Consider the following 3,402-nt stretch of genomic DNA (forward strand, 5'->3'; position numbering starts at 1 on the left):
AAAAGGCAAAGCCAAGCTGGCCCTAGCCAGAACGGGAATCAAGGCCGACAGGCTCAGAAGCGGCGGAGCTTTCGCTGGGATCCGGGAGATACAGCCGCTCTTCCGAGGCATCGTACTCAAAGAGCTCCGCATAGCGCCCCCAGTCAACGGCTGTAGCAAACTGCCGCTCAGCTTCCTCGTGGGGAAAATGTTCGTCCCAGAGATCCAAGAAGAAGTCCGCCCGCATGGAGCGGCTGTTTTTTTCTTCCAGCGTCTGCAGGATGCTCTTGAAGACCGGCACCCGTGCCAAAAGCTGCTGTCGGAAGAGATCCTTGCTGCGCAAGATGGTGGTGTTGGCAAAGTCTTGGCCGATCTCGGTCAGTTGTACCACCCTGCCGCTTACCTCGGCAAAGCCCAACAGCACCGCCGCATCCAAAATCGGCAGCAAGTCATCCACCGCCAGTTGCAGCCGCTCGGCCAGCTCGGCAATCTCTACCCGTGCCTGCGGCCATTCCACAATCAGCTCCAGCAAACCACTGATTCCGCCCACCCGCGCATGGGGCAGGGGCAGCGCGTAGGGAGAAGTTGCCCTACTGCTTACCGAAGTGGGGGCAGCCACCTCGCCGGTTACCGGGATCTCCGGATTGGTCATGATCTCGTAGATGTAGTCGACCAGGGACTTGAAGCGGGGATCCGTACGTTCGTGGGGCCGCGGCAGGTCGATTTTCACCTCTCCCCGGATCCGCCCCGGCTTGGATCCCAGGATCACCACCCGATCCGCCAAAAACACGGCCTCTTCGATGTTGTGGGTAACGATGAGAATGCTCTGGGAAGGGAAGGCCTGGGTGTTCCAGAGCTCGTCGATCTCCCCCCGCAGGTTCTCCGCCGTCAGCACGTCCAGAGCGCTGAAGGGCTCGTCCATAAACAGCACCTTGGGCTCTAGAACAAAGGCGCGGGCAAAGCCCACCCGCTGCTTCATGCCCCCCGAGAGTTCCTTGGGGTAGGCGTTCTCGAACCCATCCAGGCCCACCAGGTCGATGGCCTTGAGGGCCCTTTGCCGCCGGATCTCGCGCGGGATCCCTTGAGCCTGCAGCCCCAGCTCCACATTTTCCTGCACCGTCAGCCAGGGCAAGAGAGCAAAACTCTGAAACACCATGGCCACATCCGGGTTGGGGCCCCGCAGAGGACGTCCATTGCTCAACACTCGCCCTTCGCTAGGCGGGATCAGGCCCGCCATGATGCGCAGCAGGGTGCTTTTGCCGCTGCCGCTGCGGCCCAACAAAGCCAAAACTTCCCCTGCCCGCACTTGCAAATCTATCTGGCTTAAAACCGTAAACTCGCCCTTGCCCTCCGGCAAAGGAAAGCGCTTGTAGACCCTCTCAACTTCGATCAGAACCGGAGAAGCTGCAGAACTCATATCAGATAGCCTCAAAGATTAAAGGTGATATTTTTCTTCTGCCAATTGATACAACCGCCGCCAGAAAAGGCGATTGATGCCCACCACAAACAAGCTCATCATGCCAATGCCCAAAGTAATGCGGGGCCAATCTCCCACCGCCGTTGCCTCAGCGATATAGGTGCCCAATCCCGTAGCCTTGAGAGTGGTGGATCCCCAGGCCACGATCTCCGAGACAATGCTAGCGTTCCAAGCGCCGCCGCTGGCCGTGATCCCCCCGGTAACCCAGGCAGAAAAGATCCCCGGAATAATCAGCTTTTGCCAGAGCTGCCATCCCCGCAAGCCCACATCCACGGCCATCTCGCGCAAATCTGTGGGAATGCTCTGGGCGCCGGCAATGGAGTTAAAGAGAATGTACCACTGCGCTCCCAACGACATCAGCAAAATGCTGCCCCACTCAATGCTAATTTGGGTGCGGATGAAAAACAGCGTGGCAAATGGAAAGAGGAAATTGGCCGGAAAAGCTGCCAGAAATTGCACCACCGGCTGCAGCAACTTTGCCAGGCGTGGATTAAAGCCGATGGCCACTCCGATCGGCGTCCAGATCACGGTGGCGAAAACCAACAGCACGCTGACCCGCAGCAGGGTGAGGATCCCCAGCCCAAAGGTCAGCAGCACCTCCCCGAAACCCACGGTGGTGGACACAAAATGAACAATCCAAATCCCGATCCCGCCAATGGCCAGCCAAGAGAGCTGAGTCAACAGCCGCTCGCGGCGTCGCTCCGCCTCGGGATTGGGTGGATCCCCCCAGCGCGGGCGAGTTAAATAGGACAACAGCCGATCCGCCAATTCTCGGAAGGGAGCCAGCCAATTGCCCAGCAACCGCGGGATCCGCGCTGCGGTCAGCAGATCATACAGCCACGACTCCGGGGCAGCCGCACTGGCGCTCTGCTCCAGGCGAAACTTATCCGACCAGGCCACCAGAGGCCGCCAGAAGAGCTGATCCACCAGCAGGATCACCACCGCCATGGTCAAAAGCGCCCAGCCCAACTTGGGCAGATCCTCTGCTTGAACGGCGGCTTCCACATAGGATCCCAGGCCGGGCAGGGTGTACTCCTGGTTAAGCACGCTGATGGCCTCGCTGGCGGCCACAAAGAACCATCCCCCGCCAAAACTCATCATGGCGTTCCAGATGAGGCCCACCATCGCTGCCGGCACTTCCAACTGGACGAAGCGCTGCCAGCCCGACAAGCGGTAGAGGGTAGCCGCTTCCACCAGCTCCTGCGGCAGGGTGCGCAAGGATTGGTAAAAGGAAAAAGTCATGTTCCAAACCTGGCTGGTGAAGATGGCGAAGATAGAAGCCGCCTCCAGACCCAGCAGGCTGCCGGGAAAAAGCGCGATAAAGCCGGTAACGGTAATGGAGAGAAACCCCAACACCGGCACCGATTGCAAGATATCCAACAGGGGGATCAAAATTCGCTCCGCCCAGCGGCTTTTGGCGGCGATATACCCGTAGATCAGGGTAAAAAGGGTGGAAAAGAAGAGGGCGATGAACATGCGCAAGGTGGAGCGGGCGGCGTAGTAGGGCAGGTTGCGCGGATCCAGGTCGACTCGGGGCACCAGCGCCGGCGGCTGAAACTGCTCAAAAGCCCCCGTCCCCACCTGCGCCACCAAGGCCAGGAGAACCAACGTGCCCAGAATAATAGCCCCATCAGCAGCCCCAGCCGGCAGCCGACGGAGTACCTCTGGAGAAGGAAAAGTCCTCATGTCCGCTCCGAAAGGTTCACGAAACGGTAACAAAGCATCCCCACCCCGCCCCGCAGAATAGAGTCCTCAGCCTCTGCAGCGTTGCCGCTTTACTTCCTGCTTCCGCGTTTCCTGACTGGCCGGCTCCCAACCCCGCAACAGGAAACTCCACGCCAGGCTTTCCACTGCGTTGAGGTCGCGGTCTATTTCTAAACTCAGAAAACCCACACCCAGCAATACTACCTGAAATAGGCACCGTAAACTACCCGACTCCGACCGCT

General features: G+C 59.4%; 2 protein-coding genes. Both read right to left on the reverse strand.

All coding sequences use genetic code 11. From position 1 onward, the window contains the following. Positions 1–22: 22 nt before the first annotated feature. Entirely contained in the window at positions 23–1,396 is a 1,374-nt protein-coding gene (locus NW853_RS12550; RefSeq protein WP_414336097.1) for a nitrate/sulfonate/bicarbonate ABC transporter ATP-binding protein, read from the reverse strand. An 18-nt stretch (positions 1,397–1,414) separates the two neighbouring features. Then, a complete protein-coding gene (locus tag NW853_RS12555) occupies positions 1,415–3,142 on the reverse strand; it encodes an ABC transporter permease (RefSeq protein WP_414349164.1) in 1,728 nt (575 codons plus the stop codon). Positions 3,143–3,402: the final 260 nt, after the last annotated feature.

This window comes from Synechococcus sp. H55.11 (assembly GCF_047462475.1).
In the GTDB taxonomy this organism is placed as follows: Bacteria; Cyanobacteriota; Cyanobacteriia; order Thermostichales; family Thermostichaceae; genus Thermostichus.